This window comes from Bradyrhizobium sp. ISRA464 (genome assembly GCF_029910095.1).
In the GTDB taxonomy this organism is placed as follows: domain Bacteria; phylum Pseudomonadota; class Alphaproteobacteria; order Rhizobiales; family Xanthobacteraceae; genus Bradyrhizobium.
The window spans coordinates 5,465,701-5,492,317 of the sequence record NZ_CP094526.1 but is presented as its reverse complement, the minus strand read 5'-3'; the positions used below and the strand labels follow the sequence as shown (position 1 = coordinate 5,492,317).

Genomic DNA, 26,617 nt, shown 5'->3' with positions numbered 1-26,617 from the left:
GAGCTATCGCGCGTCCTGCAGGATCATTCCCGCAGCCTTCTCGGCGATCATCGCGGTCGGCGTGTTGGTGTTGCCCGAGGTGATCGTCGGCATCACGGAGGCGTCAGCGATGCGCAGGCCGTGGAGACCGTAGAAGCGCAGACGCTCGTCGACGACGGCCAGGGGATCGTTGGCCGTCCCCATCTTCGCGGTGCCGACGGGGTGGAAGATCGTGGTGCCGATGTCGCCCGCGGCCTTTGCGAGTGCGGCATCGTCGTCGCCGACGGAGGGGCCGGGCAGGAATTCCTCAGGGTGGTACTTTTCCAGCGCCTTCTGCTTCATCAGTCGCCGCGTGGTGCGGATCGCGTCGGCGGCGACCCGGCGGTCGTCGTCGGTCGCGAGGTAGTTCGGTGCAATGGATGGCTTCTCGTCCGGCGCGGACGAACGGATGCGCACGGTGCCGCGCGAGGTCGGCTGCAGATTGCAGGCGCTCACCGTGATCGCAGGGAAGCGGTGCAGCGGATCGCCGAACTTGTCGAGCGACAGCGGTTGCACATGGAACTGGATGTTGGCGCGCGACCGTGTCGGATCGGAGCGCGTGAAGATGCCGAGCTGCGACGGCGCCATGGTCAGCGGACCGCGGCGGCGGAAGGCGTAGTCGAGCCCCATCAGGCCGCGGCGGAACAGGTTGTAATAGGTCTCGTTCAGCGTGCGAACGCCCGAGACCTTGTAGATCGCGCGCTGCTGCAGATGGTCCTGCAAATTGCGGCCGATGCCCTGCACATCGAGCACGATATCGATGCCGAGCGGTGACAGCCACTCGGACGGGCCAATGCCGGAGCGGTGTAGCACTTGCGTCGTGCCGATCGAGCCGGCGCAGAGGATCACTTCGCCCTTCGCGCGCGCCTCGACCACATCGTTGCCCTGGCGGAACAGCACGCCTGCGGCACGGCCGCTCTCGATGATCAGGCGGTCGACCAGCACATTGGTCTCCAGCCGCAGGTTGGGGCGATTGAGCACTGGCTTGAGGAAGCCGCGCGCCGACGACCAGCGCCGGCCGCGCTTCTGGTTGACATGGAAGTAGCTGGTGCCTTCGTTGTCGCCGGTGTTGAAGTCCGGGATGCGCTTGATGCCCATCTCTTCCGCGGCATCACCGACCGCATCGAGGACCTGCCACGACAGCCGCGGTGCCTCGATGCGCCAGCCGCCGCCGACGCCGTGATGCTCGCTTTCGCCCAGGAAGTGATCCTCGAGCCGCTTGAACACTGGCAGCACGTCGCTGTAGCTCCAGCCAGTGAGCCCGAGCTGGCGCCAGTGATCGTAATCGGCGGCCTGTCCGCGCATCGAGATCATGGCATTGATCGCCGACGAGCCGCCGATCACCTTGCCGCGCGGATAGCTCAGCGCGCGGCCATTCAGGCCGGGCTCGGCCTCGGTCTTGAACATCCAGTCCGAGCGCGGATTGCCGATCGCGAAGAGATAGCCGACCGGGATGTGAAACCAGATCCAGTTGTCCTTGCCGCCGGCTTCCAGCAGCAGCACGCGCTTGTTCGGATCGGCCGACAGGCGGTTGGCCATGATGCAGCCGGCCGTGCCCGCGCCGACGATAATGTAGTCGAAATCACCCTCGAGCCTTCGCGGCATGTCCTCGTTTCCCCGGCGGTCATCTTTGCTGGACTATTAGACCGATATCTCGTCAGTCTGAATCGAAATCTGCGGCGTCAAGCCCGAGATTACCCACTTACCAGACATGCTTCGAATCGCCAAAGTCGGGGCGGATGGCCTCTCTCAGAGCATCAGCGATGTCTGGTTTCGCGTCGCTTTCTCGGACTTATTCCGCGGCAGCGCGCGCCGGCGCCGCGGCGAGCCGCATCGTCAGGCTGACCGCAATCAGCACAATGAGATTCACCGCCAGTGCGACGATGCCGATGTTGAGGTCCTGGACCTGGGTCGGCAGCCACGACAGCTTGTGGAAGTTCACGCCCGTCAGGCTGACGACGGCGACCGTGACGACGCCGGCGATGATGCCCGCCGCCGCACCCTCGCGCGTGGCGATGTTGCGCTGCGCGAGGCTGAGCACCAGGGCGGGAAACAGCTGCGTTACAAAGCTGTAGCCCATCAGCAGGAGGGCCACGATGGTCTCCCCGCCCTTCAAGGTGAAGAACACCGCAACCAGCGCCACCAGCGGCACCAGGATCTTCGCAAGCCGCGATACCTGCTCGTCATCGGCCGACGGCTTGACGACGCGGTAGAGATTGTTGGCGATCAACGTCGCGGCGGTCATCAGGATCATCGAGCCCGGCACCAGTGCGGTGAGCACGCCGGTCGCGCCGATCACGCCAACGAACCAGGGATCGAACGTCTTCACCGACAGCTTGAACAGCGCAAGGTCGATGTTCGAGCCCGTGAGTCCGGGGACCTGCAGGGTCGCCGCGAAGCCGACGAAAAACACAAACAGCAGGATGAGCTGATAGAGCGGCAGCACGATCGCATTCTTGCGGATCACCGTGGCGCTCTTGGCGGTGTAGATCGAGCCGAACGTGTGCGGCCACATGTAAAAGCCGAGGGCGGTGAGCAGTACGGTCGAGGAGAACCACCACAGGCTCTCGCCGTGCGGTGGCAGCACGATAAATCCCGGCTTGGCCTGCTCGATCGCCGCGAACATCGACCCCAGTCCGCCGTAATAATGATAGGGCAGATAGATGCCGAGGAAGATCACGATGCCGAGGATCAAGGTATCCTTGGCGACCGAGGTCCATGCCGAACCGTGCACGCCCGACACCATGACGTAGGCCGCGACGATGGCGGCCCCGATCCAGATCGCAAGTGTCGAGGAGATCGCGCCGTAGCCGGCGACTTCGACGATGATGCCGAGCCCCTTGAACTGGAGCACGAGGTAGGGGATCAGCGCCGCGATGTCGACGAGCGCGACGATCACGCCGAGCGTCGGGCTGTCGTATTTGCGCACGAAGAAGTCCGACTGAGAGTAGAGCCGGTTTTCCTTGGCGTAGCGCCAGATCGGCGGCAGCATGAAATAGGAGAGCACGTAGGCGAGCGTGCCGTAGGCGAGAATGTAATAGGCCGGCGCGCCTTTGCCGTAGGCGTAGCCACTGCCGCCGAGGAAGGTGAAGGTGGTGTAGATCTCTCCGGCGAGCAGCAGGAACACGAAGATCGCGCCGAACCCGCGTCCGCCGACCGTCCACTGCTCGAGGTTCATGTCCTTGCCGCGTCGGGCGAGAAAGCCAAGGACCAGCGCCAGCAGCGCGGCGGCGGCGATGAAGGGCAGCGCTGCGTTCATGGCTCGTCCTCCCGGTTGATCGGATCGGCCGCGTAGATCACGGCCATGATGAGGGAGGTGAGCAGAATCCACACCACGATCCAGGCCAGCAGGGATGGCAGGCCGAGGATGAGCGGCGTCGCTCGGTTGACGAAGAACGGGCCGACGAGGAGAGCGAGGAACGGGGCAACGGCGAGCCAGCGGATGCTGCGCATGGACGAGGCCTCTGGTTTGCAATGAGAACCTATCTCATTCGCGAAAGTTCCCGGCGTTCCGAATGGTTGCGAAAGCTTCAGGTTGGTGGCGGGGCGGGGAGGCTATTCAGGGACGGCCGGGTTCGGCCAGCGCGACCTCCTGCCTGGGCCTGGGAACGCTTGCCCGCGGCCCGGCAGGGCTTGCCGAGCATTGTTTGCTTTCAGATCAGCTCGAATGGCTGCGCGACGGGACCGCGCTCCCTCGCCTCGTTCTTACGGGGTCGAGGCGAAGTAGAGCTCGCTGCTTCAGCGCACTCCGTTAACCCGCTTTCGCGCTCGCGGGGAACTCCAGCATCGCTTCGCCGGCTGCAACCGTTTCGCCGCGCTGGTTCTGCACGGACACATCGACCAGCACCCAGCGCGACTTGGTGGTCACTTGCTTGGCCTTGATGGTGCCGGCCGGGCGGATCGTGTCGCCGGGCTTCACCGGCTTCAGCCAGCGCGTCTCGAGGCGGCGATGGATCGCGCCCGCGGGCATCGCCCAGTCGGTCAGCATGCGCGAGATCAGGCCGAAATTGTTCATGCCGTGCATGATGATGCCGCCGAAATTGGTCTTGCCGAAATTGCCCTTCATGTAGTCGTCGTCGAGATGCAGCGGGTTGTAGTCGAGCGAGGCATCGCAGAACAGGCGGATGGATTCCCGCGAGATGGCAAACGCGGGACCGTCGATGGTGTCGCCGGCCTTGAGCTGATCGAAATTCACTGTGGTCATCCTGAACTTCCTTACATCGGACGGATGGTCTGGCCGCGACCCGAGCAGATCACGTCGCCATGCTGGTTGAAGAAGACGTTGTCGTGCACCACAAACAGCCGCTCGCGCTTGATGAACTTGTCGAGCGCGCGGGCCTGCAGCGTGATGGTGTCGCCGGGGCGGGCAGGGATGTTGTAGCTCCAGGACTGCCCGGCATTGACGGTGCCCGGTGAGCGCATCCAGTCGTCGGCCGGCGTGCAGGCGAACATCAACAGGATGTGGATCGAGGGCGGCGCGATCAGCCCGCCATAGGGGCCGGCCTTCGCCACCGCTTCGTCGAGATAGAGCGGATTGGTCTCGCCGACCGCGCGGCAATACAGCGCGATTGCCTCCTGCGTCAGCTTGTAGGGCAGCGTCTTGCGCGGCTCGCCGGGGACGATCTCGTCCCAGACCTTGCGCAGCTTCGCGTCCTTCCAGAAATCGGCTTCGAAACTGCCGGCCGCAGAATTTTCTGCTTGCGCCATCTTTGTTTCTCCTGCTAGGAGTTCGCTAGGCGAACAATTAATTCGCTATATGAACGCTAGCGCGGTCGGGAACCCCTGACAAGCGCGGAGAGCCGCGTCATGTGCAGGCTGCCATGCGGGCTGCGATGTCATGAGCAAAACGACGCCCCCAACAAAATGACGCCATGAGCAAAGAGGACGCCATGAGCAAAGAGAGCGACGGCTTCGTGCGTGCGATCGCGCGCGGCTTCTCGATCATCGAGGCGCTCGGCAAGCCGCCGGGACGGCACACGCTGGCGGAAACCGCGGATACCGCCGGCCTCAACCGCGCTACCGCGCGCCGCATCCTGGCGACGCTGGTGGCGCTGAAATATTGCGCCTCCGACGGACGTTATTTCAGCTTAAGGCCGCGCGCGCTTGGGCTCGGCCTGTCCTACCTCAACGCGCTGCCGTACTGGGCGCATGCGCAACGCGCGCTGGAAAACCTGCGCAACGAGATCGGCGAGTCCTGCGCGATGGCGGTGCTCGACGAGGACGAGATCGTCTACGCACTGCGCCTGCCGGCGCGCCGTATCCTGTCGGCCAATCTCGGCGTCGGCAGCCGCCTGCCGGCGCATCTGGTGTCACTCGGCCGCGTGCTGCTCGCGGCGCTGCCGCCCGCGAGTCGGGACACCTATCTCGCCTCCGGCACCTTCAGGCAGGTCACGCCGCGCACGGTCACGGATCCTGTGCGGCTGGGCGAGCTGCTCGCGCGCGTCGAGGGCGAGGGCTATGCCTGGGTCGACGGCGAACTCGATCCGGCGATCTGCGGCATCGCGGTGCCCTTGCGCGATCCGGCCGGCGCGGTGGTCGCAGCGCTCAGCGTCAACACCATCTCGGGCACGGTCAGCGAGGCCGGCGCGCGCAAGAAATATTTGCTTCCGCTACGCCGCACCGCACAGGAAATCCGCAGCCAGATGCTCACGTCGGGTTAGCCGAAATCATCCGGGCTGCGCAGCGCATGTTCGACAACCAGCGGTCGGCCGGCTCTGCATTTGCTGCTCCGCCGGACCCGGTCTGAGGCATGCCACAGCTGTTGGGTGGACCGGTCCTTGCATGCTAGAGAGGACAATTGCAGTCCAACCTTCGAGGTCAGAACTCTCATGCCCATCGTCAACCGCGTCGCCGATCTGCAACCCGACATCCAGGCCTGGCGCCGCAACATCCACGAAAACCCCGAACTGCTCTATGACGTGCACCGCACTGCGTCATTCGTGGCTGACCGGTTGAAGGAGTTCGGCTGCGATGAGGTCGTGACCGGCCTAGGCAAAACCGGCGTGGTCGGGGTGATCAAGGGCAAGAAGGGACCCGCCAAGGGCGACATCAAGGTGATCGGGCTCCGCGCCGACATGGATGCCCTGCCGATCCATGAGGAAACCAACCTGCCGTACGCCTCCAAGACGCCCGGCAAGATGCACGCCTGCGGCCATGACGGCCACACCGCGATGCTGCTTGGCGCCGCGCGCTATCTCGCCGAGACGCGCAATTTCGCCGGCGACGCCGTCGTGATCTTCCAGCCGGCCGAGGAGGGCGGGGCCGGAGCCGCCGCGATGATCAAGGACGGCCTGATGGACCGTTTCGGCATCGAGCAGGTCTACGGCATGCACAACGGCCCGGGGATTCCGGTCGGCTCGTTCGCGATCCGCACCGGCCCGATCATGGCCGCAACCGACGCGATCGACATCAAGATCGAGGGGCACGGCGGTCACGCCGCGCGGCCGCACAAATGCATCGATTCCGTGCTGGTCGGTGCGCAGCTCATCACCGCGCTGCAGCAGATCGTCTCGCGCACCGTCGATCCGCTCGATTCCGCGGTGATCTCGATGTGCGAATTTCACGCCGGCAACGCCCGCAACGTGATCCCGCAGACCGCGGAGCTGCGCGGCACCGTGCGCACGCTGACCAAGGAGGTCCGCGACCTCGTCGAGAAGCGCGTGCGCGAGGTCGTCGACGGCGTCGCGAAGATGACCGGCGCGAAAATCGATCTCACCTATGAGCGCGGTTATCCGGTCACCGTGAACCACGGTTCGCAGACCGAATTCGCGACCCGCGTCGCGAAGGAAGTCGCCGGCGCCGCCAACGTGCACGAGATGCCGCCGCTGATGGGCGCCGAGGATTTCTCCTACATGCTGGAATCGCGACCCGGCGCCTTCATCTTCTGCGGCAACGGCGACAGCGCTGGCCTGCACCACCCTGCCTATAATTTCAACGACGAGGCGATCGTTTACGGCACATCGTATTTCGTGAAGATCGTGGAGAACGCGCTGGCGGCGTGATTTCTCCCAGTCGTCATTGCTGCCTCACGCATCCCACCTCACCGGCAGCGAGACCGGCCCGCGGAACACCCAGCCGCGCACGACCGGCGGGGCGTCGTCGCGGAGCCGCAAATTGCGCAGTCGCTCGAACAGCATCGGCCCCACGATCTTGCCGACGGTGAGCCGCGAGACCCAGGTGCCGGCGCAGAAATGCGGCCCGGCGCCGAATGCCAGATGCGACTGCTTGGGCCGCAAGACGTCGAAGCTGTCAGGATCGGCAAACCGCTTGTCGTCGCGGTTCGCCGTGCCGACGCAGAGCCCGATCTGAAGATCCTGCGGCAGCTCGACGCCGGAGAGATCGACGCTGCGGGTCACGCGGCGCGGATACATGCCGATCGGCGAGACCCAGCGCACCGCTTCCTCGAGCGCGGCCGGCCATAGCTCCGGCTTCGCCAGCACACTTCTCTTCTGCGCCGGATTTTCCAGGAGGCCGAGCACGAGCGTGAGGATCGCGTCGCGCGGCTCGTTCAGCCCGCCGCCGATGATCACCTTGATGTTGGCTCTGACAGCCTCGATCGACATCGGCGGATCGGCATAGACCATCGACGACAGGATCGAGGGGTTGGGATGGCTGCGGTGATGATCGAGTACCGCCTCGATCGCGGCGTCGACGGCCGCCCCGGCCTGCATCGCCTTGCGCTCGATCTCGGCATCGCCGGCGTAATTGCCCGCGCCGTCGATCAGCGATTGCGACCATTCGGCTAGGATCTGCCACGGCATCGGGTCAAAGCCGATCATCTCCATCAGGCTGAGCGAAGCCATCGGCGCAGCGAGCGCCGTGAACAGATCGGCCTCGCCCGCGCCGGCGAGCGCGTCGATCAGCGTCACGCAGATCGCCGTGAACTTCGGCGCCCAGTGCTCCTTGATCATCGCGGGCCGGAAGGACGGTTCGATCGCCTTGCGGCCGATCGCATGTTCGGCGCCGTCCTTGCGCATGAAGGTCGGCCCCATCACCTTGTTGACCAGCGAGGCGGGATTGTCAGCCGAGTAGGTCGCCGGATCGCGCTCGACCTTTGCGATGTCGTCGAAGCGCGTCACCAGCGTCAGCTTCGCCGTCTCGACGAACACGGCGGGCGCCGTCTCACGCAGGCGGCGGAAGATCGGATAGGGGTCGTCGAGCAGATCCTGATACGAGATATCCGTGACGACCGGCACGGTGCTGGTCATTGATCCTCCCGGGCGGCTTTTTGCAAAGGCTAGCCAGGGGCGCGCAATCACTCAATTCGATAGACTCAATCAAGGTCATCGAATTATTGCATGGCCATCAGAAGTGAGCGGCGTCAGCCGCTCACTTCTGGGCGATCATTGCGCTGTCTTGAGGTCTCGGCTCGCATCGCGAACAATGGCCCAAGCGGAATGGAGAAACAGGCCGGCAATCACGACGGCGACGACCAGATCGGGCCACGGCGTTTCCGTCCACCAGACGAGGCCCGCCGCAATGACCACGGCCGCGTTGCCGATGGCATCGTTGCGGGAGAACAGCCAAACCGCACGAACGTTGGCATCCCCCGCCCTGTGAGGGAGCAGCAGCGCAGCCGACGCAAAGTTCACCCCCAGGGCAATGAAACCGAAGATGCCCATCAGATCGGCCTCCGGCTGGTTCAAGACGACTGTGCGGTAGGCTGCGTTCAGTAAGACGAGGATCCCTAGCGCCCCTAGAAACAGGCCCTGCAGGAGCGCTGAGCGCGCGCGCCAGCGAAGACTCCAACTGATGGAAAGCAATGCCAGAAAGGTGATCGATCCATCCCCGAGGAAGTCGAGCGCGTCCGCTTTCAGGGCTTGGGAGCCCGAGATGAAGCCTCCGATAATTTCCACCAGGCCGTAACCGACGTTGAGCAGCACCACGATCCAAAGAGCGCGCTGGTAGGCTGGCGTGACGTGGGTGGGTTCGGGTGTGTCGCGGCAGCTATCGCCGCCGTCCGTGCGGGCGAGCTGATATCCGAGCCCCGTCACCGTCTGTTCGACAAGCGGCAACCGATGATCACCTTCGCCCAGCCGCAGCGTCATGATTTGGCTGGCGATCGAGACGTCCACCTCGTCCACGCCTGGCACCTTGCTGACTGCGCCCTTGATCTTGGCCGCGCAGTCCGAGCAATCCATGCCGGTGATCCGGTATCGGACGGTGGAGTTCGAGATCGCGGTTTCGTTCATTTCGTCTATGTCTTGTTCTTGTGTCCTGCCTTCCTCGCGGAGCAGCTTGCGATCCCTTGATCGCATCGGCGAAGGCCCTCGGGCTGTCTCGTCACACGCTACTGTTTGAACTTGACTTGGCCGGACTTGCCATCGGCGGTCTTGATGGTCAGCGTAATCGTTGTGTTCGGCGCTATCGCGTTCCTGGCATCACCCTTCAGCGAATTCTCGCCTGAGGGGACAAGCGTGACCGTCTCGCGCCCGGTAGCGCCTGTGATCAGCACCGCCGCGACATAGCCCTTGGTCGAAATCGGCGTCGGACTGAACGCTTTGAAGACGTTGATGGTGACGGTGGTTCCGGATGTCAGCAATTCAGCATCGATGCCGGCAACGTCGAGCGTGAGACCGCCATGAGGACCCTTCTCATACTCTTCGGCGAGGGCAGGAACTGCCATCACAAGGGCCATGACAACAAGCAGGACGCGACTCATTGTTGTGCTCCAACGGCTCATTGTTTGGCTCCAACAGTGGTTCGATGTGCAGCCGTGCCACGCTCCCGCCGGAACAGGACGTAAAGCGCGGGCAATACCAGGAGCGTCAGGATGGTTGACGAGATAACGCCGCCGATGACGACGGTCGCAAGCGGCCGTTGCACCTCAGCACCGGCACCCGTTGCTGTCGCCATCGGTATGAAGCCGAGGGAGGCGACAAGGGCCGTCATCAGGACCGGCCTCAGCCGCGTCAGCGCGCCCTGTCGCACGGCGGCGGCGAGCGGGAGTCCTTGTCCTCGCAACTTCTCAATGAACGTGATGATCACGAGGCCGTTGAGTACGGCGACGCCGGAGAGTGCAATGAACCCGATGCCGGCGCTGATTGAGAGCGGGATGCCCCTCAGGAGGAGCGCCGCCACGCCACCTGTCAGCGCTAGCGGGACGCCGCTGAAGACCAATACGGCATCGGACGCCGATCCAAGGCTCAAGAGAAGCAGCAGGAAAATGACAAAGAGCGCGACCGGGACCACAACGGCCAGTCTCCGCGCGGCAGAGACGAGCTGCTCGAACTGCCCGCCCCATCCGATCCAGTAACCGGCAGGCAACTTCACCCGTTGCGCCACTTGATTCTGGGCTTCGGCGACAAAGGATGCAAGGTCGCGGCCTCTCACATTTGCCGTGACGACAATCCGCCGCTTGCCGTCCTCGCGGCTGACCTGGTTCGGACCGGGCGCGAGCTCGACCGCGGCGAGTTCCGACAGCGGGACGTAGCGGATTTGCCCAAGAGGTGAATTGCCCCACAGGGCCGGCGTCGCTCTGGCTGAATTTTCCGCTGGTGGCAGCGGGATCGGCAGCGACCGGATCGCTTCGACATCCGAACGCAAGTGTTCGGGGAGCCTGACGACGATGTCGAAGCGCTTGTCGCCTTCAAACACCTGCCCCTCGCGTTTTCCTGCGACTGCAATTTCCACCGCGTTCTGGACGTCGGCGACGTTTATCCCGAAGCGAGACAGAGCTTGCCGGTCGACCTTGACGGTCAGCACCGGCAGCCCCTCCACCTGCTCGCTCTTCACATCGGCGGCGCCGGGTACCTTCTGCAGGACGGCTTGCACCTGCGACGCAGCGCGAACCAGAACGTCGAGATCGTCCCCGAAAATCTTCACGCCCACATCGCTCCGGACGCCTGATACTGTCTCGTTCATACGTTGCTGTATCGGCTGGGAGATTCCGTAGGCGCTTCCCGGAACGTCCTCCATGGCTTCCCGGAGGTCGGAGACGACCGCCGCTTTCGGCTTGTTCGGATCAGGCCACTGGTCCCGCGGCTTCAACATGACGTAGCCGTCACCGGCCGATGGCGGCATCGGATCGGTCGCGATTTCAGCCGAGCCTGTCCGCGCGAACGCATCTTTAACCTCAGGCACTCTGAGCAACCGCTTTTCGAGCATCTCCTGCATCTCGACCGACTGCGTCAGGCTAGTTCCGGGGATGCGTATGACCTCCATCGAAACATCGCCCTCATCAAGACTCGGTATGAACTCGCCGCCCATGCGGGTCGCCGCAATCGCGCAAACGACGACCAGCAGCGCTGCTATGAGCGCGACGCCAATGCTGTTGCGCAGCGATCCATCAAGCAGTGGGATATAGATCCGTCGCGCCGCGCGCATAAAGAAATTCTCGCGTTCGGAGACTTTGCCGGTCACCAGGATAGCGACCGCCGCGGGTACAAATGTCAGCGAAAGGATGCTGGCTCCGGTCAGCGCCATCAGCACCGTCAAAGCCATCGGTGTGAACATCTTTCCTTCGACGCCGCCGAGCGTGAGGATCGGCAGGTAGACCGCGGCGATGATGAACGTTCCGAACAGGCTTGGACCGATGACCTCGCGCGATCCTTCCAGGATCGTCGCGAAACGCTCTTCGCGGTTGAGAATGCTACCCAGCCGGTGCTGTTCGGCTGCAAGCAGCCTCAGGCAGTTTTCGACAATGATGACCGCGCCGTCGACGATGATACCGAAATCGATGGCGCCCAGGCTCATCAGGTTGGCGCTGACCCGGTTCTCCACCATGCCGGTGATCGCGAACAGCATCGAAAGCGGAATGACGCACGCCGTGGCGATGGAGGCCCTGATGTTCCCCAATATCAGAAATAGCACGGCGATGACCAGGACCGCACCTTCGAGGAGATTGGTCCTGACGGTTGTAATGGTCGCTTCGACGAGGCGGGTACGGTCGTAGACGGTATGCGCGATCACGCCGTCGGGTAGGGACCTCCCGATCTCCTCGAGCTTGGCTGCGACACCCTGCGCCACCGTGCGGCTGTTTTCGCCGATCAGAAGCATCGCGGTGCCCAGCACGACCTCTTGTCCGTTGAGTGTGGCAGCCCCGGTACGCAGATCGGTGCCCTCGCGGACCTCGGCGACGTCGGAGACCCGCACCGGAACGCCGTTGCGCGATCCGAGTACGATCCGCTTGATCTCGTCGATGCTGCTGACCTGACCAGGCGTGCGGACAAGGTATTGTTCGCCGTTGCGTTCGATATAGCCGGCGCCAACATTGGCGTTGTTGGCGGCCAGTGCGGTCATGACGTCGCGAAAGGTCAGCTTGTAGGCCATCAGTTGCGCCGGATCGGGCAGCACATGAAACTGCTTCTCAAACCCGCCGACGGTATTGACCTCGTTGACGCCGGCGACGGTCCTCAACCTTGGCCTGATGATCCAGTCCTGGATCGTCCTCAGATCGGTCGGAGTGTACGATTCCCCGTCTGCCTTTCGGGCTCCGGCCTTGGCCTCGACCGTGTACATGTAGATCTCGCCGAGGCCCGTCGAGATTGGCCCCATTGCGGTCTCGATGCCGGCGGGCAGTTGATCCCTGACCTGTTGGATCCGTTCGTTGATCAATTGCCGCGCGAAGTAGATGTCGGTCCCATCCCTGAAAATCACCGTGACCTGGCTGATGCCGTAGCGCGACAGCGACCTTGTACTTTCGAGACGCGGCAATCCGGCCATCGCTGTCTCGATAGGGAATGTAATGCGCTGCTCCACCTCAAGCGGTGTGTAGCCCGGCGCCCGGCTGTTGATCTGGACCTGGACGTTGGTGATGTCAGGGACCGCGTCAATTGGCAATTGCGCGAAATTCCAGATGCCGAACCCGGCCAGCGCCAGTACGCCGACCATCACCAGCCAGCGATGGCGGATCGAAAAGGATAGGATGCCGTCAATCATTGTCGGCTGCACCTTTCCCCATTTCCGATTTCAAGATGAAACTGTTCCGGGCCGCATAGACGTCTCCCTCCAGCACACCGAAGGTGATCTCGACAAATTGCGGATCGCGCTCACCGAGCTCGACGTCGCGCGGCTCAAACCTGTCGCCGCTGCGGACGAAGACAACGGTGCGGTTCTCGATCGTCTGCAGCGCCGACGACTTCACGGCGACCGGCACCTTCCGTTCCGACAATGTCAGGCGGCCGGTCACGAACAGGCCGGGGCGCAACCGCTGGTCCGGGTTTGGCACAATCGCTCGGGCAAGCGCACTCTGCGTTTCGCTACTGCCGACCGGCGACAGGTAGCTGATCTTGGCTTCGATTGTGGGTCGACCATCCGCCGGATCGATGAACACCGGGTCGCCGACGTGCACCCGGCCGATGTCGCGCCGGTAGACTGAAAAATCGACCCACACGGTTGACAGGTCCGCGATCACAAACGCCGGCTTCTGCTCGGAGACGTATTCGCCGAGCGTGGTCTGCCTGTCGATGACGGTTCCGGCGAGGACTGCCTTGAGCTCGTAGGGCGTAAGACTTTGGTTACTCTCCACGACGGCCAACACGTCGCCCCGCTGAACGCGATCGCCGATCCGCTTGCGCACTTCCCGTATGATGCCAGGAAAACGCGGTGTGACCTGGACGAGCGATTCCTGGTTGGGTTGGACCGCACCGTTCAGTTGCAGGCTGTCACGCAGCACCGCCGGGGACGCCGTCGCGAGCTCGATCCCGGCTGCCGAGACCTTCGCGTCGCTCATATTGACGCCTTCCGAAGCTTCCTCCTTTTTCGCCTTCTCGGTCTTTTCCGTCACAGCACTGTTTGTGGTTGCAGGCACGATCATCCGATAGCCGCCGTAGATCAGGCTGGCGGCGACGAGGATGAATGCAAGATATCTGACCGTCGTGGAAATCATCGTGAGCTCTCGCGGGCGAGCGAAAAAGGATTGCCGACCAGCCCCTCGATGGTTGCGACGGCGACGTGGAAATTCTGCAGGGCTTCCTGCTCGCGCAATCGGGCCTGGGCAACGTTGGCCTGAGCATCCAGCACTTCCAGGAGGGTGTAGCGGCCCTGGCCGTAGCCTTCCGAAATGGCATCCGCCGCCTGTTGGGCTTTGGGAATCGCGATCTCGCGCAGGATTGCAAGCTCGCGCAGCGAACCCTGCAACGAGTCATACGCGCGCCCCGCGACGACGATCAGCGTGTTGCGGTTGGCCTCCCGCTCCGCCTTCGTCTTCGCCAGAGCTTCCTCAGCGGAGAGAATGTTGCCTTGGTTCTGATCGAAAACCGGGATGGGCACAGAGAGGGTCAGCCGGACCGCATCGTCGTTTGTGGTGTTGAAATGACGCCATCCGGCGGCGACGCTCACGTCCGGATATGGCTTCAGCCGCGCCAGCAGGAGTTCGGCGTTGCGCTGGGCATAGACGGCGGTCCAGCGGACCAATTGCGGGTTTGCATCGATCGCCGCCACCACGGACGGAAACGAGGGCGGCCGGCCTGCGATATCGAAACGGCCGGAAACAGCCGCGAATTTCGGCGTTGCGTCTCCCATGAGGACTGCCAGTTCGCGCCTCGCGCTCGCCAGCGACGCTCTGACGCGTTCACGATCTGCCTTCACCAGGGCGGAAGCCACTTCCGCCCGCCCGGTTTCCGCGGGGGACGACGCACCGGCCTCGACGCGGCGCTGGAGCAGTGGAGACAGCCGGTCAATGGCGGCGACCTGCTCATCGAGGATCTGGATCCGGCGCTGCGTCCCAAGCACGTTCAGGAAGGCGATCGCCGTCTCGGAAAGGACCTCCAACCGAACGGCCGTCCGCTGTATCGCCGCCACCTCGACGCCCGCGCGGCCGGCCGCGATCCGGGCCTCGCGCTTGCCGAACCATTCGAACGCCTGGCTGATCTGCAGTGTGGTCTCCGCTGATTTCGTTCCCCGGTACACGCCCGAGCCGAAGGAATTATCCTGCTCGTAGGACAGCTCGGGATTCAGCAATGCCCCGGCCTGCATGCGTTGGCCGGTGGCAATTCCCACGTCGCGTTCGGCTGCGGTCAGACGGGGGCTGGCGGCGAGCGCGCGCGCCAGCGCAGCCCTCATCGTGAGGGTCTGCGAATATGACGGACCTGCGAGCCACGGGCCGACCAGAAATGCGGCCACGCACGCAAGACGCGTAATTGTCTTGGCGAACATAGAAGAGCTACCTGACGAACCGATCAGTCGAGCGTTCCGCACTCCGAAGACGCGTTCAGGCCGGATATTTAGGCGGCGGCGTATCGAGCCCGGGATGAGCCTTGAGAACGAAGGTTGGCGTCCTGAGGGTCAGTACGGCCGGCTTCGCCGGTGGCTCCGCGACCAGCACCGGGGCCGGCAGCAACAGAGGCACGCAGGTGTAGCAATGGTCGACGACAGTGGCCGATTTCTCGGTCCCCGGGTCGGCTTTGTCTTGCGCAACGTCTACCGTGGCCCGACTGTTGATCTCAAGCGTCTCCGCGGCGCAGGAAATCTCTCCACCGGCCCCGACGACGACATAAGCCATCGCAAGAAATGCGGTTAAGAGCCCACGGAGGAAAGCCGCGCTGGAGCGCGATCTGCCGATTTTTCGCCTCATCCACCTACCGATAGCAAGGATCGGCAATCAGCACTATCACAAACTCGGCCCTGTGCGCAGCGAAGAGGCCGGCCGCCCGCGGCCACAATCGGGGTCATCGAGATTCTGCATGGCCTTGTGCTAGGCTACCGGCCGGAGGCCAATGCGGGAGGTCAGGCGTGGCGGCCAATTCATCGATCGATCCGATCGACATCGGGACCTTGCGGACCCTCGTGCTGGTGTACGACCTGCAGTCGTTCTCGGCTGCGGCCAAGCGGCTCGACGTCAACCAGTCGACGATCAGCTACGCGATCGAGCGGTTGCGCGGCGTGCTGCGCGATCCGCTGTTCGTTCGCCAGGGTAATGGCGTCAGCGCGACCGAGCGCTGCGCGTCGCTGGTCGCCTGGGCGCGGGACATGATCGGCGAGATGGAGGGGCTTGCCGTGCCGGCCGAGTTCGATCCGGCCGTCGCGCAAGGCACCATGACGATCTCCTGCAACTATCACGAACGCCAGACGCTGATCCCGCAATTCTGCGCCCGGCTGCGCGCGAGCGCGCCGCAGGCGCGGCTGGTGCTGCTCGATGCCGCCGGACATGGCAACGTCCATCTCAAGCAGAACCAGTGCGACATCGTCCTTGGTCCGGTCGGGATCGTCGGCGGGAGCTTCTATCGGCGCCACATTCTTACTGATCACTATGTTTGTGTGATGGATCCGGACAATCCGCTCGCGCGCGGTCGCGTCGCGCTGTCGGCCTATGCCAGGGCGCAGCATGTCTTTGTGACCCATAGCGGCGAGTGGCAGCCGCTCTATCTCGATGTTCTCAAGGCCAAGGACATCGCGCTGGAGCCGGCGGTAACCCTTCCCAATCATGACAGTCTGGAGCGCATCATCGCCGGCACCCGGCTCGTCGCCACCATTCCGTATCATCTGGCGCGCGCGATGCGCGGCGGGCTGCATGTCGCTGCCCTGCCGTTCCGGGTGCCGATCTCGATCGACATGTACTGGAGCGCCAGGACCGCCAAGTCAGGCTTGCACAAATGGGCGCGCGGTCTGCTCGCCGAGGTGGCCAAGGGCTACGCCGCCTGAGCATCCGGCCCTGCGCGGTGGCCATTGCCTCACGGCTAAATGCAAAAGGCCCGCACCGGATGGTGCGGGCCTTGTCGTCCGGCGCGGGGCATCGCCCCGACGGCGTTGTCGTCAGAACACGTGATAGAACACGTAGTACAGGACGCCCGAGAGGATCATCGCGGCCGGCAGCGTCAGCACCCACGCCATCGCGATGTTGCGGATCGTCGCCCATTGCAGACCGGACCCGTTGGCCGCCATGGTGCCGGCGATGCCCGATGACAGCACGTGCGTGGTCGAAACCGGCAGGCCGTAGCCGTCGGCGGCAGCGATGGTCGCGGCCGCCGTGATCTCGGCGCAAGCGCCCTGCGCATAGGTCAGGTGGGTCTTGCCGATCTTCTCGCCGACGGTGACGACGATGCGCTTCCAGCCGACCATGGTGCCGAGGCCGAGCGCGATGGCGACGGCGAACTTCACCCAGCTCGGGATGAACTTCGTCGCGTTGTCGAGCGAGCCCTTGTATTCGCTCAGCGTGGCGACGTCGGCGGCGGAGAGCTCGGCTTCCTTGTCCTTCATCAGGAAGCGGATCGCCTCGGAGGCAAGGTACATGTCGTTGCGGGTGTTGCCGACCGCGTCAGCCGGAAACTTGGCCAACGATCCGTACTGGGCAACCTGCTGACCGATGTCGCGGACCAGCACGGCGAGCGACGGGAAGGTGCCTTCGTTGATCTGGTGCTGGGAGACATAGTTGGTCACGGCGGGGCGGGGGTTGCCGATCACGTTGTAACCGGAGGCCTTGCCTTCGATGACCTTGCTGGCCGCAGCCGAATGCGCGGCGAACTGCTCGATCTGGCTGCTCGGGAGCGCGCGGTTCAGCGCATAGGCGGTCGGCACGGTGCCGATCAGGATCAGCATGATGAGGCCCATGCCCTTCTGGCCGTCATTGGAGCCGTGGAAGAAGCTGACCAGCGTGCAGGTCAGGATCAGGATGCCGCGGATCCACCACGGCGGCGGCTGGTCGCCGACCGGCTCGCCGAACAGTTTGGGTGTCGCGCGCAGCAGCACGGCCTTGAGGACGTAGAGCAGAAGCGCCGCGAGCACGAAGCCGAACAGCGGCGACAGCAGCAGCGCCTTGGCGATGTTGACCGCCTGCGACCAGTCCACACCCGAAGTGCCGTCGCGGCCGCGCAACAGCGCGTTGGTGATGCCGACACCCATGATCGATCCGATCAGGGTGTGCGAGCTCGAGGCCGGCAGGCCGAGCCACCAGGTGCCGAGATTCCAGATGATGGCGGCGATCAGGAGCGCGAACACCATCGCGAAGCCCGCACTGCTGCCGACCTGCAGGATCAGTTCGACCGGAAGCAGCGACACGATGCCGAACGCGACCGCGCCGCTCGAGAGCAGCACGCCAAACAGGTTGAACATGCCCGACCAGACCACGGCAACGTGAGCCGGCAGCGAGCGGGTGTAGATCACGGTCGCGACCGCATTTGCGGTGTCATGGAAACCGTTGACGAATTCGAAGCCGAGCGCAATCAGCAGGGCGACGAACAGCAGGATGAAGGGGAGATAGGAGGTGACGCGAGCGCCGGTGGCGTTGATGTCGGCGTAGATGCTGTAGGCGACGAAGAGGAGCGCTGCCGCGACCACGCCCATGTAGATGATGCCGGTCAGTGGGTGAAAGCCCTTGTCGAGATCGGGACCCTTCTTCAAGGCAGGTTCGATCGAGCCGGGTAGCGCCACGTCGCTCATTGGTAATCTCCTATTCCCAATGGCGCCGATTTTGATCAATGCATATGACAGGCAATTGAAATCCGGCGTGGCCGGTCGGCCATAATGGCGTGGGTCGAGTCATTGCTTGCAATGCAATCCATGCACAAGCCCTGAAGATTTCAGGCGCGGCAATCTTCAGTAACATCAGTAACAAACGTCACTGATTGCAGACGCCGGTGCGGACTGCGTCTTGCGGACCAGGAAATCGCGGAGGCTGCGTTGGAAGGGTCAGGCAGCGTATGGCCAAAGGATCCGGCGGGCCGACGGGTAGAGGTCGCGCGCCACGCGGTTGGGGCTAGTCGAACCGCGCAGCGCGCTGGCCTCAGGGTACGTCATGGCGTGAACATGACGCCCAATGCCTATTGAGCCTGTGATACTATCATGGATCAATTAAAGGTTGTAGATTTTTCTCGGCCTGTTTCTGATTTTTCACATCAAGGTGTGAATTTCGGGGACGAGTTGTTGCGCGGGCACATCAGGCCGCGCGAGCGGAACGGCGCAGCAAGCCGGCCGCGATTTTCAGGTCGTCGACAAAGCGTTGATATTCCTTCGCCTTGGCCTCCTCATCGGGCAGCCGCAGCAGATAGGAGGGATGCACGGTGACCAGCACCTTGGTTCCATCATGGTCGATCAGGCGGCCGCGGTTCCTGTTGATCGGCGTGATCTTGCCGAGCACGCCCTGTGCGGCCGTCGCGCCGAGCGCCACCACCAGTTCCGGTTTGATGGCCGCCAATTCACGCTCGTACCATTGACGGCAGGCGCGGATTTCCGGCGTGCTCGGCTTCTGATGCAGCCGGATCTTGCCGCGCGGCACGAATTTGAAATGCTTCACCGCATTGGTGATGTAGACCTTGCCGCGGTCGATGCCGGCCTCCTCCAGCGCGCGATCGAGCATCAATCCGGCCGGACCGACGAACGGCTTGCCGGCGAGATCTTCCTTGTCGCCGGGCTGCTCGCCGACCAGCATCAGGGTTGCGCTTTGCGGCCCTTCGCCGAACACGGTCTGGGTTGCATCCTTCCACAGCGGGCAGGCCCGGCAATCGGCGGCTTCGGCGCGTAGCGTCGCGATCGTGTCGTGGGCGTCTCTGCGGGCCATCGGCGTGTCCTGCGGTTTTTGCGGCGCCTGCGGTTTCGCCGCCTTGTTTGCGATGAAGGCGCCGCTCGTCATCCGCATCGCGTCTTCGAGCAAGGGCTTAATGATCGAGTCCTCGGGCAGGTTCCTCCAATAGGCCTGCGGCATCTCCATCACTTTCAGCCGTGCGGGATTGAAGAGACCGCTGTAATGACGCCGCCAGATCTCTTCGAGCCGCTCCTCGGTCGGCACTTCGGATTTGTCGACGCCGGAGGTGATCGAGATCGCATGCCCATCCCAATGCGCGCAGACGTCGGGGGTCAGGATCGACCACGGCATGTCGGCGAAGCGGCTGGCGAAGAAGGGCGCGGCGAGCTCGACGATGTGATGCTCCGGCTCGAACCAGGCGACGTAATGCGCCTTGTGCTCGCGACCGATTTCGCGGAAGCGCACAAGCGCGTGCATCCTGTCCATGTCGCGATAGACCGCGCGCGCCATCGCGTTGACCTCGGCGACCTCGGGATCGGTCGTCGCGCTGAGCAGATCGTGATGGCTGCGCAGCCGCCACAGGATGCGATAGAGCAGGGCGAAGCGTTCGTCATGACGATGCAGGATCGCGGTCCTTGCCAGCTCGACGAAGCTGGCGGGGACGTTGAACGTCGCATGCGGCGCATCGGGCAGGTCGTTCGCGTGAGATGACGAAAATAGTTCGGTCTCGCCGCTCACCGTCCACGCGACATCAGATGGCCTTACGTCATTCAGCGCCAGTCGTCGCGCGGCCTTGCGCCAGCCTTCGAAATCGGTGTCGCTGTCGAGCATGATGATATGCATGCGATCTGCTCCGTTTTCGTCTCGCCGTCATTTCAGGGCCCGCGCGTCCGGTGACGCCAGGGAGAGGCTGCACGGGCCGCGTCGACGCGCTTGAATCCCCTTGATTCCGCTCATGAATCGGCGATCCCACCAATCCGATTGACTCCGCCGGTCCTGTTAGCTTTATATTAGAACATATCATGAACAAATGAGCCAGACCCTGGTTCTCTGTTCAGACCGGTGACGGCTTCAAATCTTGGTTGGGAAGGAGCGGCGCTATGAACGGCGCACGCATGAGCACGCTTGCATCCTTGCGCGGCAGCATCGCGCGCATCGAGGCGCCATCGGATGCGAACATACTGAACCGCGTCTCGCTCGGGCATGTGGGCGCGGATGCGATGCTGCGCGGCGGACTTGCGCCCGCAGTGCTGCATGAGGTGTTCGCGAGCGGCCATCAGGGCGGGGCCGCGACCGGCTTCATCGCGGGGCTCGCCGGACGGATGTCACCGCGCAAGCCGCTGGTCTGGGTGCGGCAGGATTTCTCCGATCGCGAAAGCGGCGCGTTGTCGATGAGCGGGCTTGCCGAGCTCGGCCTCGATCCGCGCCTGCTCGTCACGGTGCGCGCCGCCGATGTCGATGCCGCGTTGCGCACCACGGCTGACGCGCTCGCCTGCGATGCGCTGGGCGCGGTCGTGCTCGAGGTCTGGGGCAATGTGCGCCAGCTCGATCTCGTCGCCAGCCGCAAATTGACCTTGGCCGCGCAGGCCTCCGGCGTCACCGCGCTGGTGCTGCGGATCGCGGCGAGCCCGATCCCCTCGACCGCGGAGACGCGCTGGATCGTGCGCGCGGCGCATTCGCCGCCCGGCACCGCCGCCAGCGCCTGGGGCGCGCCGCGCTTCGACGCCGAACTCGTGCGCAATCGTCATGGCCCGGTCGGGCGATGGATCATGGAATGGAAATGTGATGAGTGCCAATTCAGTGAACCGTCGGCGTATCCTCAGCCTGTGGCTGCCACGCCTGCCCATCGACCGCATCAAGCGGAAGCTCGCACAGCGCAGCGTCTCGCAAGTTGACGCTCGGGAGGTCGTCGGGCTCCCTCTCCCGCTTGCGGGGGAGGGTTGGGGTGGGGGTCTCGCCACGAGCGATGCTCTTCGTGAGGAGAGAGTTTCCACTCGGGAGGTGGCAGGGCTCTCTCCCCCCTTGCGGGGGAGAGTTGGAGAGAGCGGTACCACGGACGCCGGCGTATGTGGCTTGCCCCTCTCCCTGCCCCTCCCCCGCAAGGGGGGAGAGAATGAGACAGAAGCGCAAGTGGCACCTAGCGTCGTGGTCGCAAAGGATCACAACGCGATCCTGCTCCACGCCATCGACGAGGCCGCGGTGCGCGCGGGGCTGTCGATCGGGCTGCCGCTCGCCAACGCCCGCGCGATCTGCCCGGAGCTGACCGTCTACGACGCGGATCCCGTCGCCGATCTGAAGACGCTGAACGACATCGCCGACTGGTGCGACCGCTTCACGCCGCTGGTGGCGCTCGATCCGCCTTACGGCCTGTTTCTCGATATCACCGGCTGCGCGCATCTGTTCGGCGGCGAGCGCGCGCTGCTGCAGATCGCGACGAACGCGCTGAGCCGCCGCGGCTTTGCCGTTAGTGCCGCGATATCAGGCACCTCGATTGCGGCGCGCACGCTGACGCGGCATGCCTCGGGGAAAATCACAGCCGATGGCGAGGAGGCCGAGGCCGTCGGTCCGCTGCCGGTGTCCGCGCTCGGCGCCGATGCCGCGATCACGACCGGCCTGCGTCGCGCCGGCTTGAAGACCATCGGCGATGTCGCCGCGCGCGCACCACATGAGATCTCGGCGCGGTTCGGCGCCGCGTTCACCACGCTGCTCAGTCATGCGCTGGGGCAGGGCGATGCCCCGATCAGCCCGCGCAAGCCGCTGCCGGATTACATCGTGGAGAAGCGTTTCCCCGAACCGATCGCGACCGACACCGTGATCGCGCTGACGCTGCAAAACCTCGCCCGGATGCTGGTCGCGGCGATGGACAAGCAGGGCAAGGGCGCGCGGCAATTGGAGGCGAGCTTCTTCCGCACCGACGGCGCGGTGCGCTCGATCGTGGTCGAGACCGGGCGTCCGGTGACGCGGCCGGAGATGATCGACCGCCTGTTCCGTGAGCGGCTCGATGCGCTCAACGATCCGCTCGATCCCGGCTTCGGCTTCGATCTCATTCGTCTCGCCGCCGGCCGCACCGAGCTCGTGGTACAGCAGCAGCGCGATCTCGACGCCACTGTCCATGACAGCGACGAGGTATCCGCGCTGATCGACCGCATCGCCGCCCGCATCGGCGGCAAGCGCGTCGTCGTGCATCTGCCGCTGGAGAGCCACATCCCCGAGCGCGCCGCGCTCGCCGTGCCGGCGCAGCATCACCTTGCAGCCGCGAGCGCGGCCGCCTGGCCGGAGCGCGTTGCGGGCGAGCCGCCGCTGCGTCCCTTGCGGCTGTTCGACCGGCCCGAGCTGATCAAGGTGCCGTTCGCGACCGTGCCGGACGGCCCGCCGCATCAGTTCACCTGGCGCCGCGCGCGGCATGAGGTGGTGCGGGCCGAGGGCCCCGAGCGCATTGCGATGGAATGGTGGAAGCAGGACGGCCAATCGCTGACCCGCGATTATTTCCGCGTCGAGGATGCCGAGGGCCAGCGCTTCTGGATCTTCCGCGACGGTCTCTATGAGAGCGAGCTGAGAGACGAAGACGGCAAGCCCGTTCCCGCCAACTGGTATGTGCACGGGCTGTTCGCATGAGCCGGCCTGTACCAGATTATGCCGAGATCGGCATCACCAGCAACTTCTCCTTCCTGCGCGGCGGCTCCGATCCGCGCGCTTATGTGCATCAGGCGAGCGAGCTCGGAATTCCCGTGATCGGCATCGCCGATCACAACACGCTGGCCGGCGTGGTGCGCGCCTGGAAGGAGCTCGATAATTCCGAGGTCAAGCATCCGCCCAAGCTCCTGATCGGCGCCCGCATCGTCTTCATCGACGGCGCACCCGACATCCTGGTCTATCCGCGCGACCGCGCCGCTTACGGCCGGCTGTGCCAGTTGTTGACCCGCGGCAACCGCGGCAACGACATCGTGCGCATCGAGAAGGGCGAGTGTCATCTGAAACTGTCCGACCTGCTCGACTACGCCGAAGGCCAGCTCCTGGTGCTGGCGCTGCCGCATCGCTTCAATCCGGCGCAGGCGCTTGATCTGCTCGCACGGTTGAAGGAGAGCGCGGCCGACGGCGTCTGGCTCGCGGCAAGCCTGCTCTATCGCGGCGACGACAGGCGCCGCCTCGCACAGTTGCATGGGCTTGCCGCCGAGGCCGATGTGCCGCTGCTCGCCACCAACGAGGTGCTCTATCACCATCCGGCGCGCCGTCCGCTGCAGGACGTGCTGACCTGCATCCGCGAGAAGACCACGATCGAGGCGGTCGGCCGCAGGCTCGAGGCCAATGCCGAGCGCCATCTCAAGCCCGCGCATGAAATGGTGCGGCTGTTCCGCGATCTGCCCGACGCGATCGCGGAAACCATGCGCTTTGCCGAGCGCATCACCTTCTCGCTCGACCAGCTCAAATACCAGTATCCCGACGAGCCGGTGCCGCCGGGCAAGACCGCGCAGCAGCATCTGGAGGACCTGACCTGGGCCGGCGTCGACAAATATTTCGGCGGTGTGGCCAACATCGACACCAAGCTTCACGCCACTCTCAAAAAAGAGCTCGCGCTGATCGCCGAGCTGAAATACGCGCATTACTTCCTCACCGTGCACGACATCGTGCACTATGCGCGCAGCCAGGGCATTCTGTGCCAAGGGCGCGGCTCGGCGGCGAATTCGGCGGTCTGCTATGTGCTCGGCATCACCTCGGTCGATCCGACCAAGGTCGATCTGCTGTTCGAGCGCTTCATCTCCAAGGAGCGGCTGGAGCCGCCCGACATCGACGTCGATTTCGAGCATTCGCGGCGCGAGGAGGTGATGCAATATGTCTACCGCCGCTATGGCCGTCATCGCGCGGCTGTTATCGCCACTGTCATCCATTATCGCCCGCGCAGCGCGATCCGCGACGTCGGCAAGGCGCTCGGGCTGACCGAGGACGTCACCGCGGCGCTCGCCGATACCGTGTGGGGCAGCTGGGGCAAGGGCCTCAACGACATGCAGGTGCGGCAGGCCGGGCTCGACCCGAAGAACGCGATGATCAATCTCGCGGTCGAGCTCGCCACCGAGCTGATCGAGTTTCCGCGTCACCTCTCGCAGCATGTCGGCGGCTATGTGCTGACCCAGGACCGGCTCGACACCTATGTGCCGATCGGCAACGCCGCGATGGACGACCGCACCTTCATCGAATGGGACAAGGACGACGTCGACGCACTCAGCATGATGAAGGTCGACGTGCTGGCGCTGGGCATGCTGACCTGCATCCGCAAATGCTTCGACCTGATCGAAAAGCACAAGGGCCGGCATTTGGAATTGGCGACTGTCGAGCAGGACGATGAAAAAGTTTACGACATGCTGTGCCGCGGGGAATCGCTCGGCGTGTTCCAGGTCGAGAGCCGCGCGCAGATGAACATGCTGCCGCGCCTGAAGCCGCGAGAGTTCTATGACCTCGTGATCGAGGTCGCGATCGTGCGCCCCGGGCCGATCCAGGGCGACATGGTGCATCCTTACTTGCGCCGGCGGAACGGCATCGAGAAGGTGACCTATCCCTCGCCAGCGCCGGACAAGGGCGACAAGGACGAACTCTACAATGTGCTGCACAAGACGCTCGGCGTGCCGCTGTTCCAGGAGCAGGCGATGCGGATCGCTATCGAGGCGGCACATTTCTCATCCGAGGAGGCCAACGGCCTGCGCCGCTCGATGGCAACCTTTCGCAACCTCGGCACCATCGGCAAATACGAGGACAAGCTGATCGGCAACATGGTCGCGCGCGGCTACTCGCCGGACTTCGCCAGAAGCTGCTTCGACCAGATCAAGGGTTTTGGCTCCTACGGCTTTCCGGAAAGCCACGCCGCGAGCTTCGCCCAACTCGTCTACATCTCATCATGGCTGAAGCACCATCATCCCGACGCCTTCTGCTGCGGCCTGCTCAACTCGCAGCCGATGGGCTTTTACGCGCCGGCGCAGATCGTCGGCGACGCGCGCAAGAACGGCGTCACGGTGCGCGAGGTCGACGTCTCCTACAGCTTTGCGCAGAACACGCTGGAAGAGAAGGTTGGCGATCATTGCGCCGTGCGGCTCGGCTTCCGCCAGATCGACGGCTTTCACTGGCTGGATCCGGACGAGCAGAGGCTGAAGGAAGTTCAGCAGTCGTTCCGGGGTACGCTTGCACTCCCTCTCCTGCTTGCGGGGGAGGGCTGGGGTGGGGGTGTCTCCGCGAGTCCCATTATGGAGAGAGCCCCCACCCGCAGCGCATCCGCGCTGCGGCCTCCCCCGCGAGCGGGAGAGGTGAAGCAAGAGAAAGACTGGGCCGATCGCATCGTCGCCGCGCGCAACCGCCGGCCCTTCACCTCGCTGGAAGACTTCGCCCGCGACACCGGCCTGCCGAAGCGGGCGCTGATCCTGCTGGCGGACGCCGATGCGTTCCGCTCGCTCGGGCTCGATCGCCGCGCGGCGCTGTGGGCGGTGCGACGGCTGCCGGACGACGTGCCGCTGCCGTTATTCGAGGCGGCGACGGCGCGCGAGCAGCCGGATGAAAACGCAAAGCCGCTGCCGGAGATGCCGCGCCCCGAGCAGGTGGTCGCCGATTATCAGACCATCCGTCTGTCGCTGAAGGGCCATCCGATGGAGTTCCTACGCGAGATGTTCACGAAGGAGCGCGTCGTCGCCTGCCACGAGATCAATCGCGACAATGATCGCCGCCGCGTTCGTTGCGCCGGTGTGGTGCTGGTGCGGCAGCGCCCGGGCAGCGCCAAGGGCGTCGTGTTCATGACGCTGGAGGACGAGACCGGCATCGCCAACATCGTGGTGTGGCCGAAGGTGATGGAGCAGTACCGGAAAGAGGTGATGGGCGCGCGCCTGATCCTGGTCGAGGGCTATATCCAGAGCAGCCCGGAAGGGGTGACCCATCTGGTGGCGCAGCGCATGATCGATCGCTCCCACGATCTGATCGGTCTCGCCAACGATTCCCTCAGCCGCAAGCACCCGGTGCCGGCAGGCCCGGCGCTGGTCGAGCCGCTCAACGACGACCGCCGCGATCATGCCGATACGCCGGCGCAAAAAATCCGTCACCCGCGCAACGTCCGCATCCTGCCGCCGTCGCGCGATTTTCATTGACGAAGTTGCGGGAAGCGTAGGGTGGTCCCGTAGGGTGGGTTAGCCGAAGGCGTAACCCACCCTAACTTTGCCGCAGGCAAAACGG

Annotated in this window: 20 protein-coding genes; 6 read left to right on the top strand and 14 right to left on the bottom strand. The window is 64.3% G+C overall.

Going from position 1 to position 26,617, the window contains the following annotated elements; genetic code table 11:
• Window positions 1-3: 3 nt before the first annotated feature.
• From MTX19_RS25670 to MTX19_RS25650, 5 genes are all read right to left on the bottom strand, one after another.
• Window positions 4-1,623 carry a GMC family oxidoreductase N-terminal domain-containing protein gene (locus MTX19_RS25670; protein WP_280979879.1) on the bottom strand — a complete coding sequence of 540 codons (1,620 nt, stop codon included), beginning with the start codon at window positions 1,621-1,623 and terminating at the stop codon, window positions 4-6.
• Window positions 1,624-1,810: 187 nt separating this feature from the next.
• Window positions 1,811-3,277 (bottom strand): sodium:solute symporter, encoded by a 1,467-nt coding sequence (locus MTX19_RS25665; protein WP_280979878.1) that lies wholly within the window; start codon window positions 3,275-3,277, stop codon window positions 1,811-1,813.
• A complete protein-coding gene (locus tag MTX19_RS25660; RefSeq protein ID WP_280976899.1) occupies window positions 3,274-3,471 on the bottom strand; it encodes a DUF3311 domain-containing protein in 198 nt (65 codons plus the stop codon). Before MTX19_RS25660 ends, MTX19_RS25665 begins: the two co-directional genes overlap by 4 nt.
• 298 nt (window positions 3,472-3,769) lie before the next feature.
• Window positions 3,770-4,222: a MaoC family dehydratase gene (locus MTX19_RS25655; protein ID WP_280979877.1), complete on the bottom strand. Its 453-nt coding sequence runs from the start codon at window positions 4,220-4,222 to the stop codon at window positions 3,770-3,772.
• An 11-nt stretch (window positions 4,223-4,233) separates the two neighbouring features.
• Window positions 4,234-4,725 carry a MaoC family dehydratase gene (locus MTX19_RS25650; RefSeq protein ID WP_280979876.1) on the bottom strand — a complete coding sequence of 164 codons (492 nt, stop codon included), beginning with the start codon at window positions 4,723-4,725 and terminating at the stop codon, window positions 4,234-4,236.
• A 182-nt stretch (window positions 4,726-4,907) separates the two neighbouring features.
• Between MTX19_RS25650 and MTX19_RS25645 the strand changes: the two genes are divergently transcribed.
• Window positions 4,908-5,678 carry an IclR family transcriptional regulator C-terminal domain-containing protein gene (locus MTX19_RS25645; protein WP_280979875.1) on the top strand — a complete coding sequence of 257 codons (771 nt, stop codon included), beginning with the start codon at window positions 4,908-4,910 and terminating at the stop codon, window positions 5,676-5,678.
• A 168-nt stretch (window positions 5,679-5,846) separates the two neighbouring features.
• Window positions 5,847-7,019, top strand: a complete 1,173-nt coding sequence (locus tag MTX19_RS25640) for a M20 aminoacylase family protein (RefSeq protein ID WP_280979874.1) — start codon at window positions 5,847-5,849, stop codon at window positions 7,017-7,019.
• Window positions 7,020-7,043: 24 nt separating this feature from the next.
• Here the strand turns inward: MTX19_RS25640 and MTX19_RS25635 are convergent, their stop codons facing one another.
• The 7 genes from MTX19_RS25635 to MTX19_RS25605 all read right to left on the bottom strand — a co-directional run bounded on the left by MTX19_RS25635 (window position 7,044) and on the right by MTX19_RS25605 (window position 15,460).
• Window positions 7,044-8,225 (bottom strand): cytochrome P450, encoded by a 1,182-nt coding sequence (locus tag MTX19_RS25635; protein WP_280979873.1) that lies wholly within the window; start codon window positions 8,223-8,225, stop codon window positions 7,044-7,046.
• Between the two features lie 135 nt (window positions 8,226-8,360).
• Window positions 8,361-9,209 (bottom strand): cation diffusion facilitator family transporter, encoded by an 849-nt coding sequence (locus MTX19_RS25630; protein WP_280979872.1) that lies wholly within the window; start codon window positions 9,207-9,209, stop codon window positions 8,361-8,363.
• A gap of 98 nt (window positions 9,210-9,307) precedes the next feature.
• The gene (locus MTX19_RS25625) at window positions 9,308-9,679 is read right to left on the bottom strand and encodes a hypothetical protein (RefSeq protein ID WP_280979871.1); all 372 of its coding nucleotides are present in this window, start codon (window positions 9,677-9,679) and stop codon (window positions 9,308-9,310) included.
• A gap of 17 nt (window positions 9,680-9,696) precedes the next feature.
• Entirely contained in the window at window positions 9,697-12,897 is a 3,201-nt protein-coding gene (locus MTX19_RS25620; RefSeq protein WP_280979870.1) for a CusA/CzcA family heavy metal efflux RND transporter, read from the bottom strand.
• Window positions 12,890-13,846: a divalent metal ion exporter adaptor subunit IhpB gene (gene ihpB, locus MTX19_RS25615; protein WP_280979869.1), complete on the bottom strand. Its 957-nt coding sequence runs from the start codon at window positions 13,844-13,846 to the stop codon at window positions 12,890-12,892. Before ihpB ends, MTX19_RS25620 begins: the two co-directional genes overlap by 8 nt.
• Window positions 13,843-15,114, bottom strand: a complete 1,272-nt coding sequence (gene ihpA / locus MTX19_RS25610) for a divalent metal ion exporter subunit IhpA (protein WP_280979868.1) — start codon at window positions 15,112-15,114, stop codon at window positions 13,843-13,845. The genes ihpB and ihpA overlap by 4 nt, the downstream gene beginning before the upstream one ends.
• A 55-nt stretch (window positions 15,115-15,169) precedes the next feature.
• Window positions 15,170-15,460 carry a hypothetical protein gene (locus tag MTX19_RS25605; protein WP_280979867.1) on the bottom strand — a complete coding sequence of 97 codons (291 nt, stop codon included), beginning with the start codon at window positions 15,458-15,460 and terminating at the stop codon, window positions 15,170-15,172.
• Between the two features lie 230 nt (window positions 15,461-15,690).
• Here MTX19_RS25605 and MTX19_RS25600 point away from each other — a divergent pair, with 230 nt between their 5' ends.
• Window positions 15,691-16,599 carry a LysR family transcriptional regulator gene (locus tag MTX19_RS25600; RefSeq protein WP_280979866.1) on the top strand — a complete coding sequence of 303 codons (909 nt, stop codon included), beginning with the start codon at window positions 15,691-15,693 and terminating at the stop codon, window positions 16,597-16,599.
• Window positions 16,600-16,710: 111 nt separating this feature from the next.
• Here MTX19_RS25600 and MTX19_RS25595 read toward each other — a convergent pair whose 3' ends face one another.
• Together MTX19_RS25595 and MTX19_RS25590 are read right to left on the bottom strand one after the other, a co-directional pair.
• The gene (locus MTX19_RS25595) at window positions 16,711-18,333 is read right to left on the bottom strand and encodes an inorganic phosphate transporter (protein ID WP_280979865.1); all 1,623 of its coding nucleotides are present in this window, start codon (window positions 18,331-18,333) and stop codon (window positions 16,711-16,713) included.
• Window positions 18,334-18,829: 496 nt separating this feature from the next.
• Window positions 18,830-20,257: a UdgX family uracil-DNA binding protein gene (locus MTX19_RS25590; protein WP_280979864.1), complete on the bottom strand. Its 1,428-nt coding sequence runs from the start codon at window positions 20,255-20,257 to the stop codon at window positions 18,830-18,832.
• 257 nt (window positions 20,258-20,514) lie between these two features.
• Here MTX19_RS25590 and MTX19_RS25585 point away from each other — a divergent pair, with 257 nt between their 5' ends.
• The 3 genes from MTX19_RS25585 (at window position 20,515) to MTX19_RS25575 (ending at window position 26,532) form a co-directional block, all read left to right on the top strand.
• Window positions 20,515-21,309 carry a DNA repair protein gene (locus tag MTX19_RS25585; protein WP_280979863.1) on the top strand — a complete coding sequence of 265 codons (795 nt, stop codon included), beginning with the start codon at window positions 20,515-20,517 and terminating at the stop codon, window positions 21,307-21,309.
• A gap of 235 nt (window positions 21,310-21,544) precedes the next feature.
• The gene (locus tag MTX19_RS25580; protein WP_280979862.1) at window positions 21,545-23,029 is read left to right on the top strand and encodes a DNA polymerase Y family protein; all 1,485 of its coding nucleotides are present in this window, start codon (window positions 21,545-21,547) and stop codon (window positions 23,027-23,029) included.
• Window positions 23,026-26,532, top strand: coding sequence for an error-prone DNA polymerase (locus MTX19_RS25575; RefSeq protein WP_280985525.1), 3,507 nt, complete (start codon window positions 23,026-23,028; stop codon window positions 26,530-26,532). Before MTX19_RS25580 ends, MTX19_RS25575 begins: the two co-directional genes overlap by 4 nt.
• The last annotated feature ends 85 nt before the right edge of the window (window positions 26,533-26,617 follow it).